At 64.8% G+C, this 14,155-nt stretch carries 14 protein-coding genes and 2 tRNA genes; 11 read left to right on the top strand and 5 right to left on the bottom strand.

Annotation, left to right across the window (positions count from 1 at the left end; genetic code table 11):
• Positions 1-161: 161 nt before the first annotated feature.
• The 6 genes from FIU94_RS21065 (at position 162) to FIU94_RS15030 (ending at position 5,676) form a co-directional block, all read left to right on the top strand.
• A complete protein-coding gene (locus FIU94_RS21065) occupies positions 162-875 on the top strand; it encodes a PAS domain-containing protein (protein ID WP_254702553.1) in 714 nt (237 codons plus the stop codon).
• Positions 823-2,184, top strand: coding sequence for an HWE histidine kinase domain-containing protein (locus tag FIU94_RS21060; RefSeq protein WP_368407147.1), 1,362 nt, complete (start codon positions 823-825; stop codon positions 2,182-2,184). Before FIU94_RS21065 ends, FIU94_RS21060 begins: the two co-directional genes overlap by 53 nt.
• 264 nt (positions 2,185-2,448) lie before the next feature.
• Entirely contained in the window at positions 2,449-3,156 is a 708-nt protein-coding gene (locus tag FIU94_RS15045) for an ABC transporter permease (RefSeq protein WP_152466550.1), read from the top strand.
• Positions 3,149-3,883 carry an ATP-binding cassette domain-containing protein gene (locus tag FIU94_RS15040; protein WP_172975918.1) on the top strand — a complete coding sequence of 245 codons (735 nt, stop codon included), beginning with the start codon at positions 3,149-3,151 and terminating at the stop codon, positions 3,881-3,883. Before FIU94_RS15045 ends, FIU94_RS15040 begins: the two co-directional genes overlap by 8 nt.
• A 25-nt stretch (positions 3,884-3,908) precedes the next feature.
• Positions 3,909-4,724 carry a substrate-binding domain-containing protein gene (locus FIU94_RS15035; RefSeq protein ID WP_152466549.1) on the top strand — a complete coding sequence of 272 codons (816 nt, stop codon included), beginning with the start codon at positions 3,909-3,911 and terminating at the stop codon, positions 4,722-4,724.
• Between the two features lie 55 nt (positions 4,725-4,779).
• The gene (locus FIU94_RS15030) at positions 4,780-5,676 is read left to right on the top strand and encodes a helix-turn-helix transcriptional regulator (protein ID WP_152466548.1); all 897 of its coding nucleotides are present in this window, start codon (positions 4,780-4,782) and stop codon (positions 5,674-5,676) included.
• A 405-nt stretch (positions 5,677-6,081) separates the two neighbouring features.
• Here the strand turns inward: FIU94_RS15030 and FIU94_RS15025 are convergent.
• Both FIU94_RS15025 and FIU94_RS15020 read right to left on the bottom strand, forming a co-directional pair.
• Positions 6,082-6,156 (bottom strand) — tRNA-Asn (locus FIU94_RS15025).
• An 81-nt stretch (positions 6,157-6,237) separates the two neighbouring features.
• Positions 6,238-7,149, bottom strand: coding sequence for an MBL fold metallo-hydrolase (locus tag FIU94_RS15020; protein ID WP_152467084.1), 912 nt, complete (start codon positions 7,147-7,149; stop codon positions 6,238-6,240).
• Positions 7,150-7,472: 323 nt separating this feature from the next.
• Between FIU94_RS15020 and FIU94_RS15015 the strand changes: the two genes are divergently transcribed.
• Positions 7,473-8,798: an ATP-binding protein gene (locus FIU94_RS15015; protein ID WP_152466547.1), complete on the top strand. Its 1,326-nt coding sequence runs from the start codon at positions 7,473-7,475 to the stop codon at positions 8,796-8,798.
• A 74-nt stretch (positions 8,799-8,872) separates the two neighbouring features.
• Positions 8,873-9,325 (top strand): DUF4442 domain-containing protein, encoded by a 453-nt coding sequence (locus tag FIU94_RS15010; protein ID WP_152466546.1) that lies wholly within the window; start codon positions 8,873-8,875, stop codon positions 9,323-9,325.
• A gap of 200 nt (positions 9,326-9,525) precedes the next feature.
• Here FIU94_RS15010 and arsB read toward each other — a convergent pair whose 3' ends face one another.
• The 3 genes from arsB to FIU94_RS14995 form a co-directional block, all read right to left on the bottom strand.
• On the bottom strand, positions 9,526-10,593 hold the full coding sequence (gene arsB / locus FIU94_RS15005) for an ACR3 family arsenite efflux transporter (RefSeq protein ID WP_152466545.1): 1,068 nt from the start codon (positions 10,591-10,593) through the stop codon (positions 9,526-9,528).
• A 33-nt stretch (positions 10,594-10,626) separates the two neighbouring features.
• Positions 10,627-10,959 (bottom strand): helix-turn-helix transcriptional regulator, encoded by a 333-nt coding sequence (locus FIU94_RS15000; protein WP_152467083.1) that lies wholly within the window; start codon positions 10,957-10,959, stop codon positions 10,627-10,629.
• A gap of 139 nt (positions 10,960-11,098) precedes the next feature.
• Positions 11,099-11,175: transfer RNA gene (locus FIU94_RS14995), tRNA-Ile, on the bottom strand.
• Positions 11,176-11,289: 114 nt separating this feature from the next.
• Here FIU94_RS14995 and purM point away from each other — a divergent pair.
• Genes purM through rnd form a run of 3 tightly spaced genes read left to right on the top strand, consistent with a single transcriptional unit; the run spans position 11,290 to position 14,147 of the window.
• Positions 11,290-12,336 (top strand): phosphoribosylformylglycinamidine cyclo-ligase, encoded by a 1,047-nt coding sequence (purM, locus tag FIU94_RS14990; protein ID WP_152466544.1) that lies wholly within the window; start codon positions 11,290-11,292, stop codon positions 12,334-12,336.
• On the top strand, positions 12,333-12,929 hold the full coding sequence (purN, locus tag FIU94_RS14985; RefSeq protein WP_152466543.1) for a phosphoribosylglycinamide formyltransferase: 597 nt from the start codon (positions 12,333-12,335) through the stop codon (positions 12,927-12,929). The genes purM and purN overlap by 4 nt, the downstream gene beginning before the upstream one ends.
• 60 nt (positions 12,930-12,989) lie before the next feature.
• Positions 12,990-14,147 (top strand): ribonuclease D, encoded by a 1,158-nt coding sequence (gene rnd / locus FIU94_RS14980; RefSeq protein WP_152466542.1) that lies wholly within the window; start codon positions 12,990-12,992, stop codon positions 14,145-14,147.
• The last annotated feature ends 8 nt before the right edge of the window (positions 14,148-14,155 follow it).

Genomic DNA, 14,155 nt, shown 5'->3' with positions numbered 1-14,155 from the left:
ATCCTTGCCGCTCAAGAAAGGATCGGGCGCCTGCGATATTTGCTGGAGCAGGTGTCTTTGCGGGCGGAGCGGGGAGCGCGGGCCGGTAAGGTAAATAATTTGTATCATTGTCCTTGATGTGGCGCACTTGCGTTCTAGTATCGGTTGACCGGGGACAGATCATGGCCGCCGAAGCGTTGCCCGCGGGGGGGAGAAGCGCGTCTGTGCTTAGAAAACAAAGTGTTTACGATCCGATGGACTTTCTTGCCGGTAACGGCGAGATGGCCCAACGTATACGAAGCTATGATTGGCGCGATCACTCTTTCGGGCCGCCCGAGACATGGCCGCAGACGCTGCGTTCGGCGTTGTCGATCGCGTTGAACTCGGCCTTTCCGACGGCGATCTACTGGGGACCCGAGCTGCGATTGCTCTACAATGACGCCTGGGCGCCCATTCCGGGGCCGCGCCATCCCGATGCGCTTGGCGCGCGGGCCCAGGACGTTTGGGCGGACATCTGGCACATCATTCAGCCGCAGTTTGCGCAGATCATCGGCAGCGGAAAGGGAATGTTCCTTGAGGACCAGTTGCTGCCCATGTCGCGCTACGGCTTTGAGGAGGAGACCTACTGGAACTACAGCTTCACGCCCCTGCGGGCCGAGGACGGGCGCATCGTGGGGATATTCAATTCAGGGAACGAAACCACCGAAAGGGTGATCGAGACCCGGAACGCCGAAGGTCTCGTGGCGCTGAACCAGGGCCTGCGCGCCTGTGGGCAATACCGACGAGGCGCTGGAGCTGGTGCTGGAGCGTCTGGGCAAGCTGTTGAAGGCATCGCGGACCGGCATGTTGGAGCGGACGATATCCGACGGCAAACCGGTCGTCTCCGTGACCCGTGAATGGTGCGGCGATGGTTCGGCCCCGACCGGTGAGACTCTTTTCACCCCGCAACAGATCGACCGGCTCATGTCGGGCGAAGCCTTGCAGCTGGTTGCGACAGATCCGGGGCTGACCGACAGCGACCGTCGCCAGCTGGAGGACGCGGGCATCGGCGGCTTCCTCGCCATACCCTGGATGGAAAGCGGGCAGGCGGTGTCTGTTCTTTATCTACAGGTCAGCCGAGGAGGGCAGGTGCCCCCCGTGAGCGTTGCGCTGGTGGAAAGGGTGCTTGAGACCGCAATGGTCTGGATCAACCGCGAACGTCACCGGGAGCGTGAGAGGGTCATGGCCGCCGAGATCGACCACCGGGCGCGCAACATGCTGGCGGTGATTCAGTCCATCACGCGCATGACCAAGGGCACCGATGTGGCGGATGTGAAGGCCAAGCTGATCGACAGATTTACCGCGCTGTCGCGGGTGCATTCCCTGCTGGGCCGGAAAAGATGGACGAACCTTGCATTCCGCGACCTGCTTGAGGACGAGTTGGCGCCATTGGGTTCCGAGATATCCGAACGTGTCACCCTGGACGGCCCGCGCCTCCTGCTCTCCCCGCAGCAGGCGCAGCCGTTTGCGATGATCCTGCACGAGCTGATGACCAATGCCTTGAAGTATGGCAGCATCGCGCAACGCGACGGCAGGCTTTCGGTATCATGGTCGGTCGACGCGGACCAGAACATGACGCTCGACTGGGTGGAGAGCGGCGCGCCGGCCAAGGCTGTTCCGGACCTCGGCAATACCAGGGGGGGCTTCGGGTCTGTCCTGTTGGCGAACTTGGTCAAAGGCCAGTTCGGGGGCGAAGTCACCTGCACATTGGACGAGAATGGCATCTCCTATCGGTTCAGCCTGCCGGTGGACCGGCAGGTTCGTCCTTCGGGACCGCCTGCGGAGCCTGAGACGCAGCGCCCGAAGCCGCAGAAGGCGGTGCTTTCGGTGATGGTGGTGGAGGATAATGCGCTCATCTCGCTTGATCTGGCCGATCTTCTCGCGTCCGAAGGGCATCACGTTTTCGGCCAGTTCGGCACCGTCGAAGCCGCCCTTGAGGCGCTGCGCCGGGGCACGCCGGACATTGTCCTGCTCGACGCGGAACTGGGCGACGAGAGTTCGGCACCCGTCGCGGAAGCCCTGAACGCGAAATCGGTGCCATTTGTCGTGGTCAGCGGCCACGGCGGCAGTTTCGCAGCCGATGATCCCAGGGTGGCGGCGCCCCGTATTGAAAAGCCGATCGGGAACAGCGAACTGCTGTCGGTCGTAAAGCAGACGGTAGAGTGATTAATCCGGTACCGGCCTTCGGCGCGCCGCTGTCCGAGCGGTGCGCAGGGCCGCGGGTCAGGGCATCGCAAAACGGCCGATTTGCGGGGCAGCAGCGCGCTGTAGCCTGCCACGACCGTAAATTTTGCAATACTGTCAGGCCACGGTCCAGATACGACATCTTGGCCGGAAATAGCGAAATCTCCCGAAAATTCGGTCTTGATCTATGTTTCCGCCCGGGCGTAGCTGCGCCAAGTCCGGAGAAAATGCAGGTCTGGGGAAATTATGCACAGCATTTGGGACGCTCTTGGCCTTGCGCTGGGGCTGGTGTGGTCGGTGGATGCCGACCTGCTGGAGATCGTGCTGCTGTCGCTGCGGGTCAGCCTGTCGGCCACCGCCATCGCCTGCCTTGTCGGGCTGCCGCTGGGCGCTCTGGTGGCCATTTCCCGGTTCCGGGGGCGCGGCGTCGTTCTGATCGTCATGAATGCGCTGATGGGGCTGCCGCCGGTTGTGGTGGGGCTGCTGGTGTATCTTTACCTTTCCCGCTCGGGGCCGCTGGGGTTTCTCGGGCTGCTATACACCCCCGCGGCCATGATCGTGGCACAGACGATCCTGATCGCGCCCATTGTCGCCGCCCTGTCGCGGCAGGTGTTGGAGGATCTGCATAGCGAATACGCCGAACAGTTCCGCTCGCTTTGCCTGACGCGGGTGCAGACCATGCGCGCGCTGCTATGGGACGCGCGCTATTCGCTCTTGACCGTGGGCCTTGCCGGGTTCGGTCGTGCGGTTGCCGAAGTGGGGGCCGTGATCATCGTCGGCGGTAACATCGACCACCTGACGCGGGTGATGACCACGGCCATCGCGCTGGAGACGTCCAAGGGAGATCTGGCACTGGCGCTGGCGCTGGGGATCATCCTGCTGGTGATCGCCCTTGGCGTAAACGCGGCGGCGCAATCGGTGCGGATGACCGCGACACGGCAGGCCTATGTCTGACGCCGCCGCCATGCCTGACGCCAAGGGCACCATGCTGCCGCTGATGGTGCGCGACCTTGTTCTGCGCCTGCGTGGGACCCCGGTGCTGGACGGTCTGTCGCTTGATCTGGCGGGGTCGGGTTGCACGATGGTCATGGGACCGAACGGCGCGGGCAAGAGCCTGTTGCTGAAACTGCTGCATGGGTTGATCCCGCCCACGTCGGGCCGGATCACATGGGGAGGGCTGGAACCGGGCGCGGTGATGTCGCGGCAGGCGCTGGTGTTTCAAAAGCCCGTACTGCTGCGCCGGTCGGTTGCCGCGAACATCGACTTCGTGCTGCGGGCGCGGGGAAAGGACCGCGACCGGCGCCGCGCGCTGCTCGACCATGTCGGCCTGACGCACAAGGCCCGACAGCCCGCGCGCCTGCTGTCGGGGGGCGAGGCGCAGCGGCTGGCGCTGGCCCGCGCGCTGGCGACCGACCCCGAGATCATGTTTCTCGACGAGCCTACCGCCAGTCTCGACCCGGCCTCGGTCCTTGCGATCGAACGGATCGTGGCGCAGGCGCGCGACACCGGCACGCGCATCGTCTTTGTCACCCACGACCTGGGGCAGGCGCGGCGCATGGCCGACGATGTCGTGTTCCTGCATCGGGGGCGGGTGGCCGAACATGCCCCCGCGTCCGAGTTCTTTCCCCAGCCGCGCAGCGCCGTGGCCCGGGATTATCTGAATGGCGAACTCATCGTCTGAACCTGCAAGAAGCAAAGGGATAGAAATGCTTGCAAGACCCCTCATCACCGCCGCGCTCGTCGCTCTGACCGGAACCGCCGCCTGGGCGCAGGACGCGATCATCGTGCAGTCCACGACCTCGACCGCGAATTCGGGCCTTTACGACCACCTGCTGCCCCTCTTCCAGGACGAAACCGGCATCCGGATGAACGTGGTCGCGGTGGGCACCGGTCAGGCGATCAGGAACGCCGAGAATTGCGATGGCGACGTGCTGCTGGTCCACGCCAAACCGGCGGAGGAGAAATTCGTCGCAGCGGGCTTTGGCAGCGACCGCACCGATCTGATGTACAACGACTTTGTGATCGTCGGCCCCACCGCGGACCCGGCCGGTGTGGGCGGTATGGACGATGTGCAGGGCGCCTTGGCGCAGATCGCCGGACAGGGTGCGCTGTTCGCCTCGCGCGGGGATGACAGCGGCACCCACAAGAAAGAGATGACGCTGTGGGATGACGCCGGCGTGGATCCGACCGCGGCCAGCGGTGACTGGTACCGCGAAACCGGCTCCGGCATGGGGGCCACGCTGAACGCGGGCATCGGCATGGGCGCCTATGTGATGACCGACCGCGCCACCTGGATCAGTTTCGACAACAAACAGGATTACGCGGTTGCGGTCGAAGGCGACACGGACCTGTTCAACCAGTATGGCGTGATCCCGGTGAGCCCGGCCAAATGTCCGAACGTGAATGCGCAGGCGGCCCGGACGTTTGCGGACTGGCTGATCTCGGACGAGGGGCAGGCGGCCATCGCGGCCTACCGGGTTGCGGATCAGCAGCTGTTCTTTCCAAATGCGCCGAAGCCTTGATAAGGTTGCGAGGGCGCAAGCCCGCCTTCCGCCCCGACAAGAGGACCGGGATGCCATGACGGAACCTGCCATGCCGGACCACGCGTATCTGACGGTCCGGGAACTCGCAGAACTGCTGCGGCTGAAAGAGCGCAAGATTTACGATCTCGCGGCGTCAGGCAGCGTGCCGTGTTCCAGGGCGACGGGCAAGCTGCTGTTCCCGGCGGAGGAGATCAGGGCCTGGATCGAGCGGGCGAAATCGGGCGGTGTGGCGCAGGGGGCCGCGGCGCCACAGCGCGCCCCGATCCTGTTGGGCAGCCACGATCCCTTGCTCGACTGGGCCATCCGGCAATCGCGCTGCGGGCTGGCCAGCTATTACGACGGCTCTCTCGACGGGCTGCAGCGGTTCACGAAGGGCGAGGGGGTCGCGGCGGGGCTGCACCTTCACGATCCCGCAACGGGCCGGTGGAACGTCCCCGACGTGGCCCGGGCTGCCGCCGGTCAGAACGCCGTTCTGGTCACTTTTGCCCGGCGCCAGCGGGGACTGATCCACCGCCCCGACGGCCCTGCGCCGGCCAGTCTGCCGGACCTCGCCAAGTACAGGTTTGCGCCGCGTCAGCCGGAATCCGGCACCGAAATCCTGTTCCGGCACCTTGCTGGCAATGCGGGGCTGGATCTGTCCAGCCTGCAGCTGTCCGATGTCGCAAGGACCGAGGACGAAGCGGCCGAGGCGGTCCGCCGCCGCGATGCGGACGCGACCTTCGGCATCGAAGCGGTCGCCCGGGCCTACGGGCTGGCGTTCCTTCCGGTGATCGAAGAGGAGTTCGCCCTGCTGGTGGAGCGAAAGGCCTGGTTCGACGCCCCCATGCAAAAGCTCATGACCTTCTGCGCGGGCGCCGCATTCGCCCGCCGGGCGCGTGCCTATGGCGGCTACGACATCGCCGAGCTTGGCCATGTCATTTGGAACGCCTGACCGCGTAGGACGGCTGAGCGCCGGGTCCACGGTGAGCAGGCAGCCACCGACAAGATTGGCCAGACACCTGGCGCGGTGCCGGATCGGATCGCGAAAGCCCGACTTGCCGACTTGCCGATTTGCTGGACGCTGGGCTGACACATGCCGAGGTGTTCAAGCCGGTCCGGGTGGCCGACGATTACCGGCAAGGGGAGTTTGGCCCCGAGACCTTGGCGACGATCCACGACTTTGCGCCCAATCTGGATCGGGTGAACATGGCCCTAGGTTAGCGAAACGGGGCAAATCACCCGTGACCGTCAGTAAGCACGGGACCGCCAACTTCCTACTATACGCTTACCAACACCAAACACCCCCTGAGCCACCTCACCGAGATGTCTCGTAAGTCTATGATCTTCTTAAGGGAATTGGCTCCGGCGGTAGGGATCGAACCTACGACCAATTGATTAACAGTCAACTGCTCTACCGCTGAGCTACGCCGGAACGGTCCCGGGCATATAGCAGTGCGGATTTTCCGCGTCCAGAGGGGAAAGCCGCAAAAATGCGACTTTTTCGCGGGGGGGCTCAGCGCAGGCGGAAGGTGGCGTCGGCGTGCAGATCGCCCTGGGGCGTTACCCGCGATTTCTGGGTCAGATCAACGAGATGCGCCAGCACGTTGCGGGTGGCTGCGGGCAGCAGGGCGGCGGGGGTGTCGGCGTAGATGCGGGCGGCGAGGGTGGCGGCATCTGCGGGGGCTTCCTGCAGCGCCTCCAGGATCGCGGCTTCGCGCGCCCCGCGGTGGCCGGTCAGCCAGTCCAGCCGGGCGGCGGGCTCTGTCACTGGGGCGCCGTGGCCGGGGTAGAACACCCGCCAGCTTCGGGCCGCAAGCCGGGCGCAGGAGGCCATGAAATCTGTCAGGTCCCCGTCCGGCGGCGAGACCAGCGAAGAGGCCCAGCCCATCACATGATCGGCGGTAAAGCAGGCGTCTCCCCACCCCAGGCTGATATGATTGCCCAGATGGCCCGGGGTATGCAGGACGTCCAGCGTCCAGTCGTCGCCCCGGATGCTCTCTCCGTCGGCCAGGGTCACGTCGGGGGCGAAGTCATGGTCGATCCCTTCGCCGCCGCCCATGGGGCCGCTTTGCGCAAGCTGCGCCATGATCGCCGAGCGGCCTGCGAGGGGGCCGCCGAAGGCCAGCACCGGCGCGGCGGTGCGGTCGGCCAGGGGCCGGGCGAGGGGGGAATGATCGAGGTGACTGTGCGTGACGATGATGTGGCTGATCCGCTGGCCGGGTTCCAGCGCGTCGAGAATCGCCTGAAGGTGCGCATCGTCCGGCGGGCCGGGATCGATCACCGCCACGCCGGTGGTGCCCAGCAGATAGGTGTTGGTGCCGCGATAGGTCATGGGCGAAGGATTCGGCGCCACGATGCGGCGCAGTCCCGGCTCCAGCGCGACGGCCTGACCAACCGGGGGATTGAAGTCGTCGGGTGGCAGCATTGCGGGACCTTTCATTTCGGCTTTCATGCGGGTCGGGCGCTGTCTAGGTCGTGTTGACATTCATTGTCGCCCACCTGTTTCAGTCCAAAATTGCTCAGTTCCAGGCAAGAGAGCGCAGGAATAGCCAGCTATTTCAAGCTCTCTTAACGCAGAAATGGGCAATTTTGGCGAAACCCCTGCGGGGCGCGGCGGATTTTGCACCTGCCATCCCGGATGTTCGTTTCCAATGATCACATTGCTGCGCTCACATCAGGGCGCCGACGGCAAAATCCGTCTCGCGCGGGTGGTCGACAATGAATATCAATACGACCTAAGGTCTAGACATGTTTTTTGCCTGGCTCAAACGCTATGTGCCCCGGGGCATCTACGGTCGCGCGGCGCTGATCCTCCTGTTGCCGGTGGTGATCCTGCAACTCGTGGTCGTGGTCATCTTTGCCCAGCGGCATTTCGAAGGGGTGACGAACCAGATGTCGGACACCGTCGCGCGGGAGCTGGCGCTGGTGTTGCAGGTGGTGTCGCAGTCGCCGCCCGGTGCGAATGTCGGCGATGCGGTCGGCGACCAGCTGGGTCTTTTGGAGATCAGCGCAACCGCTGTGCCGGAGGCCGCGGTTCCGGCGGCCAACATTTACCGCTGGTACGATTATTCGGGCCGGGTTCTGGCGCGTCGGCTGGCGCTGCGGCTGCCCGGCTTTCGCGCGGTGGATCTGGCGGACGACAACATCGTGGATCTGTACGTCGATACGGACAGGGGGCCGCTGATGCTGCGGTTCGACCGGCGGCGCATCTCGGCGTCGAATCCGCATCAGCTGTTCGTCTATACCGTTTTTTTCGGTGTGGTCCTCAGCCTGATCGCGTCGATCTACCTGCGCAACCAGCTGCGCCCGATCAAACGGCTGGCACGCGCGGCCGAGGCGTTTGGCCGGGGGCGGCATGAACCCTACAGCCCCTCCGGCGCGGTGGAGGTTCGGGCGGCGGGCAACGCTTTTGTCGATATGCGTGCGCGGATCGAGCGGCAGATGGAACAGCGCACCCTGATGCTGTCCGGGGTCAGTCACGACCTGCGCACGCCCCTGACCCGCATGCGGCTCAGTCTGTCGATGCTGGAGGACGAAGAGGCCGCGCCGCTCTTGCAGGACGTGGAAGACATGCAGCGGATGCTGGACGAGTTCCTGAACTTTGCCAAGGGCGCCGCCGAAGGTGAGCCGGAGGCGGTCGATCCCCATGCCCTGATGGCCGATGTGGTGGAGGATGCGCGCCGGGCCGGACGGAACGTGACCCTGCTGCCGCGCGAAGGCGATGGGACCGGAACGGTCAAGCTGCGGCCTCTGGCGTTCAGGCGGGCGGCGGACAACCTGATCTCCAACGCGGTCCGCTATGGCGCGCGGGCCGAGGTTTCGGTCATGCTCAGCGAAAAATCCCTGCGGATCAGGATCGAGGACGACGGCCCCGGCATTCCCGAGGCGCGGCGGACGGAGGCTGTGAAGCCCTTCACCCGGCTCGATCCCGCGCGCAACCAGGACAAGGGTGGCGGCGTCGGGTTGGGTCTGGCCATCGCCACCGATATCGCCCGTGCCCACGGCGGCGTGCTGCGGCTGGGCGAATCGACGCGGCTGGGCGGTCTGCGGGCCGATATCGTGATCGCACGTTAGCAGGGTGACGCCACGCCACCGTTGATCCGGACACCCCGGCGGGTCAGGCTTTGGCAAACGGAACGGAGCCCGACATGACACCCTTTGATATGATCAAGACACATCTCGACAGTGCAGTGCCGTTTGCAACTCACACCGGCGTCGAACTGCTGACGATCGCCGATGGCACCGCCAGCGCCAGGCTGGTGCAACGGCAGGAGGTTTCGAATCACATCAAGTCGATGCATGCGGGTGCGATGTTCACCCTGGGCGAAGCCGCCTCGGGCGCCGCGGTGGCCGGGGCGCTGGCGCCGATGATCTTCGATCTGCGTCCCGTCGCGGCCTCGGCACAGATCGGCTATCTCAAGGTCGCCCTGGGTACCCTGACCGCCCATGCTGAAACCTCGGAACCGGGCGGCACGCTGCTGGAGCGGATCAGGTCGCAGGGCAAGGCAGCCTTTGACGTCACGGTGGACATCCGCGACGAGGGCGGTGACAGCGTGGCCGAGATGACCGTGAACTGGCATGTGAGCGCCGCGCGCAGGTAGCGGCGCCCGGGGCGGTTTCGGTATCATGCCAGACAGCCGCACGCCTGCACAGCCGACCGTGTCGACCCAAATCGACTTCCGGCTTTCCCGTCTGGACATTTCAGCTGCGCAATGCCCTGCCGGGCCGTGGTCAGCGGAAAAATCTGTCAAACTGAGTGTGCGGAATTAATGGGTCCGGGGCCCAAGGTGGATCACGATGCTCACGATGCATCGCCGACATCGGGAAACCAGTGCCGCGTCCGGTTGGCGAAGGCAACGAGGGAAAGCATGACCGGCACTTCGACAAGAACGCCGACGACCGTCGCCAGGGCGGCGCCCGACCCAAGCCCGAACAGGCTGATGGCGACAGCGACAGCCAGTTCAAAGAAGTTGGAGGTGCCGATCATCGCGCAGGGCGCGGCGACGTTGAACGGAATGCGCCATGCCCGCGCGGCAAGGTAGGCCACAAAGAAGATCCCGTAGGACTGGATCAGCAGCGGCACGGCGATCAGCGCGATGACGAGCGGGCGCTCAAGAATGACCTCTGCCTGAAATCCGAACAGCAGCACCACCGTCACCAGCAACCCGAGGATCGAGAATGGTTGTACCCGGGATTTGAACCCGTCAACCGCTGCTTCGCCGCCATTCGCAACCAGGGTCCTGCGCGTCAGATACCCGGCCAGCAGAGGCAGCATGACGTAGAGGCCCACTGACAGCAGCAGCGTATCCCACGGCACGACGATGTCCGTTACCCCGAGCAGGACGGCAACGATAGGCGCATAGGCGAAGACCATGATCACATCGTTTACGCTGACCTGCACCAGCGTGTAGGTTGCATCGCCCCGCGTGAGGTTCGACCAGACAAAGACCATCGCGGTGCAGGGGGCCGCCCCCAACAGGATAACGCCCGCCAGATACGCCTGCGCATCGTCGGGTGGTATCAGGCCCGCAAAGACACCTTCGAAGAACAGCACGCCGAGGGCCGCCATCGTGAAGGGTTTGATCAGCCAGTTCACCACCAGGGTCACGACCAGACCCTTTGGTTTGTCTCCGACCTGGCGCAAGGCGCCGAAATCCACGCTGACCATCATTGGATAGACCATCGCCCAGATCAGTAGGGCCACGGGCAGGTTGACCGAGGCGATCTCCAACGACGCCAGAAAGGAAAAGAGACCCGGAAAGAGATTGCCCAGCAGCAGCCCGCCGCCGATGGCAAGAGCCACCCAGACGGACAACCAGCGTTCAAAGGTTCCCAGACCCGCCGCGGCGGGAAGAGATGTATCAGTCATGTCGGTCAAGTATCCTTTTGGGAATGCCGCGCCTCAGCAGGCGCAAGCGAGTTCATTGATGACGGGCTGGCAAAGCTCGGGGCGTCCGCCGCAACAGTCTTCCATGAGAAAGGACAAAAGATCGCGCATCCCGCCCATATCGGCGAAATACCGGATGCTGCGGCCCTCGCGCGTGCTCCGGACCAGATTGGCCCGGGACAGGATGCTCAGGTTGGCCGACATCGTATTCTGACGAACCCCGAGAGTGTCGCCTATATCACCTGCGGTCATGCCTGCTTCTCCGGCCTTGGTGAGCAGGCGGAACACATCGAGCCGGGTAGGCTGGCTGAGAGCCGCGAGAGCGTCGAGAGCGTGTATTTTATCCATATATCTGGAAGTATTGATATTTAAGGTGAGGGTCAAGCGTTGTCTGGGACTCTCGGGGGCATGTCAGACACACGGGACTGGACCGGTCGCATCAGACGTCGTACGTGAGTATGCGTCATTGGTGTATCTGGCGGATGAATGGTAGGCCCGGCAGGACTTGAACCCGCAACCAAAGCGTTATGAGCGCTCTGCTCTAACCAATTGAGCTACAGGCCCGCCACGGTGGCTGGGTAGGCGCGTGAAGCGGTTTCGTCAAGGCTTACCGTTGCGCAGGACGCGGCGATGCACTAACCCCGGCGCGAACGGGATCACTGCGCCGGGGGCCATGGCATGTCATTACCTAAAAACGGGATCACCTACGCGGATGCGGGCGTCGATATCGACGCGGGCAATACGTTGGTCGAACGGATCAAACCGGCGGCGAAGCGCACCGCGCGGCCCGGGGTGATGTCGGGGCTGGGCGGTTTCGGCGCGCTGTTCGATCTGAAAGGGGCGGGCTTCACCGATCCGGTGCTGGTCGCGGCCACCGACGGCGTGGGCACCAAGCTGCGCATCGCCATCGACACCGGCAATGTGGACAGCATCGGCATCGACCTGGTCGCCATGTGCGTCAACGATCTGGTGTGTCAGGGGGCCGAGCCGCTGTTCTTTCTGGATTATTTCGCCACCGGAAAGCTGGAGCTGGACCAGGCCACCCGCATCATCGAAGGAATCGCGGCGGGCTGTGCCGCTTCCGGCTGCGCATTGATCGGCGGTGAAACGGCAGAGATGCCGGGCATGTACCATGCGGGCGACTTCGATCTGGCAGGCTTCGCCGTCGGCGCGATGGAGCGCGGCACCGAACTGCCCCGCGCTGTTACCGAGGGGGATGTGCTGCTGGGCCTGCCCAGCGACGGGGTTCATTCCAACGGCTATTCGCTGGTGCGCCGGATCGTGGAGCTGAGCGGGCTGGGCTGGGCCGATACCTGCCCCTGGGCCGAGGGCACGCTGGGCGAGGCGCTGCTGACACCGACGCGGCTTTACGTCAAAGGGGCGGTCGCGGCTCTGCGCGCGGATTGCGTACAGGCGCTTGCGCATATCACCGGCGGCGGGTTGACCGAGAACCTGCCGCGCGTCCTGCCTGAAGGGCTGGGGGCCGAGATCGACCTGGGCGCCTGGGACCTTCCCGCGGTCTTTGAATGGCTCGCCAGCCAGGGCGGCATGGCAGAGGCGGAACTGCTCAAGACCTTCAACTCGGGCATCGGCATGATCGCCGTGGTGTCCCCGGATCGGGTCGATGCGGCCAAGGCCGCCTTTGCCACCGATGGACATGAGGCGATTGAAATCGGCCGCATCGTGGACCGCAGTGGGGTCGCCTACACGGGCAGCCTGCTTTGATCAGACGGGTGGCGATCTTTGCGTCCGGCGGCGGGTCGAACATGCGCGCGCTGGTGGCGGACATGACGGGGGACCACCCCGCGCGGCCCGCCGTGGTGCTGTCGAACAACGCCGACGCGGGCTGCATCGCCTGGGCGGCGGGGCAGGGGATCGCGACCGAGGTGGTCGATCACCGTCCCTTCGGAGCCGATCGCGCGGGGTTCGAGGCGGCTGTGACCGCTGCCCTAGCCCCCCATGCACCGGAGATCATCTGCCTGGCGGGATTCATGCGCAAGCTGACGGCAGGGTTCACCGATGCCTGGGCCGGGCGGATGATCAACATCCATCCGTCGCTTTTGCCCAAGTACAAGGGCCTGCATACCCACGCCCGCGCGCTGGAGGCGGGGGATGCCGAACATGGCTGCACCGTCCACGAAGTGACAGCGGCGCTGGACGATGGTCCGATTCTGGGACAGGCGCGCATCGCCGTGGCGCCGGACGATACACCCGAAACCCTGGCCGCCCGTGTGCTGGAGCAGGAACACCGGCTGTACCCCGCCGTGCTGCGCCGCTTTGCCGCCGGGGACCGTCGCCGGATCGACCTGACGGGGTGACTGGCAAAGAGGGCGGACATGCTGTAGCTGTAAGCGGACCAGCATCTCAGAAGTGACTTCATGAAAACGATCACCAGTACCGCCGATCTGGCCGCCTTCTGCACCGAGGCCGCTGCACACCCCTATGTCACCGTCGATACGGAATTCCTGCGCGAACGTACCTATTACTCCAAGCTGTGTCTCGTGCAGCTGGCGATGCCGGGCAAGGATGACAGCAACGCCGTGCTGGTCGATCCGCTGGCCGACGGCATCTCGCTCGACCCGCTTTACGAGCTGTTTCGCGATACATCGGTGGTCAAGGTGTTTCACGCGGCCCGGCAGGACCTGGAAATCTTCTATGTCGATGCGCAGGTGTTTCCCGAACCGCTGTTCGACACCCAGGTCGCCGCAATGGTCTGCGGGTTCGGCGAACAGGTGGGATACGAGACCCTGGTGCGCAAGATCTGCCATACCGGCGTGGACAAGACTTCGCGCTTTACCGACTGGTCCCGCCGACCGCTGAGCGACGATCAGAAGAAATACGCGCTGGCCGATGTGACCCACCTGCGCCAGATCTACGAATTCCTGCGCGACAAGCTGGAGGAAAGCGGCCGCGAACGCTGGGTCAGCGAAGAGCTGGAGACACTGACCAACCCCGAGACCTACATCACCCGGCCCCGCGACGCCTGGAAGCGGGTCAAGACCCGGACGTCCTCGCCCAAGTTCCTGGCCATCGTGCGGGAACTGGCCGCCTTCCGCGAAGACTACGCCCAAAGCCGCAACGTGCCGCGCAACCGGGTCTACAAGGACGATGCGCTGATCGAATTGTCCAGCCTCAAACCCTCCACTCCGGAGGAGCTGGGTCGTGCCAGGCTGCTGTTGCGCGAGGCGCGGCGCGGCGACATCGCGGACGGCATCCTGGCGGCGGTGCGCGCGGGCGTCGCCTGCAAGCCCGCCGACATGCCGCAGCCCGACCGCAGCCGCGACAAGCTGCAGGTGAACCCGGCGTTGGCCGACCTGTTGCGCGTGCTTCTCAAGGCCAAGACGGAAAAGGCGGGTGTCGCCGCCAAGCTGATCGCACCGGCCTCGGACCTCGACGGGATCGCGGCGGGGCTGCGCGATGTGCCCGCCCTCAGCGGCTGGCGGCGCGAGGTTTTCGGCAACGACGCGCTGCGCCTGTGTGACGGTGAAATCGCGCTCACCGCCCGTGGCAACGACGTCAAAGTGGTCGAAGTTTGACATGCAAA

It is taken from the genome of Sulfitobacter sp. THAF37 (genome assembly GCF_009363555.1).
Taxonomy (GTDB): domain Bacteria; phylum Pseudomonadota; class Alphaproteobacteria; order Rhodobacterales; family Rhodobacteraceae; genus Sulfitobacter.
This window is presented reverse-complemented; position numbering and strand designations above follow the sequence as displayed.